Here is a 674-nt window from a genome sequence, read left to right on the forward strand (position 1 = left end):
CGACGCTCCCACGGCTTGTAGGCACACGGTTTCAGGTACTATTTCACTCCGCTCCCGCGGTACTTTTCACCATTCCCTCACGGTACTATCCGCTATCGGTCACCAGGGAATATTTAGGCTTAGCGGGTGGTCCCGCCAGATTCACACGGGATTTCTCGGGCCCCGTGCTACTTGGGAGTTCTTCAAACGAGCCGTACAGATTTCGTCTACGGGGGTCTTACCCTCTACGCCGGACCTTTCGCATGTCCTTCGACTACCCATACGGTTTCTGACTCGCCGACCGGCCGGCAGACCGGTCAAGAAAAATCCCACGACCCCATCAGCGCAACCCCTGCCGGGTCTCACACGCTCATGGTTTAGCCTCATCCGGTTTCGCTCGCCACTACTCCCGGAATCACGGTTGTTTTCTCTTCCTGCGGGTACTGAGATGTTTCACTTCCCCGCGTTCCCTCCACATACCCTATGTGTTCAGGTATGGGTGACAGCCCATGACGACTGCCGGGTTTCCCCATTCGGAAACCCCCGGATCAAAGCCTGGTTGACGGCTCCCCGGGGACTATCGTGGCCTCCCACGTCCTTCATCGGTTCCTGGTGCCAAGGCATCCACCGTGCGCCCTTAAAAACTTGGCCACAGATGCTCGCGTCCACTGTGCAGTTCTCAAACAACGACCAGA

At 57.6% G+C, this 674-nt stretch carries 1 rRNA gene; it reads right to left on the reverse strand.

Features of this window, described 5'->3' with window-relative positions:
• Nucleotides 1–630 (reverse strand): 23S ribosomal RNA (locus ADK60_RS22525); the annotation flags it as partial.
• Between the last annotated feature and the right edge of the window lie 44 nt (nucleotides 631–674).

Origin of the sequence: Streptomyces sp. XY431 (assembly GCF_001279805.1) — a bacterium.
Taxonomy (GTDB): Bacteria; Actinomycetota; Actinomycetes; order Streptomycetales; family Streptomycetaceae; genus Kitasatospora; species Kitasatospora purpeofusca.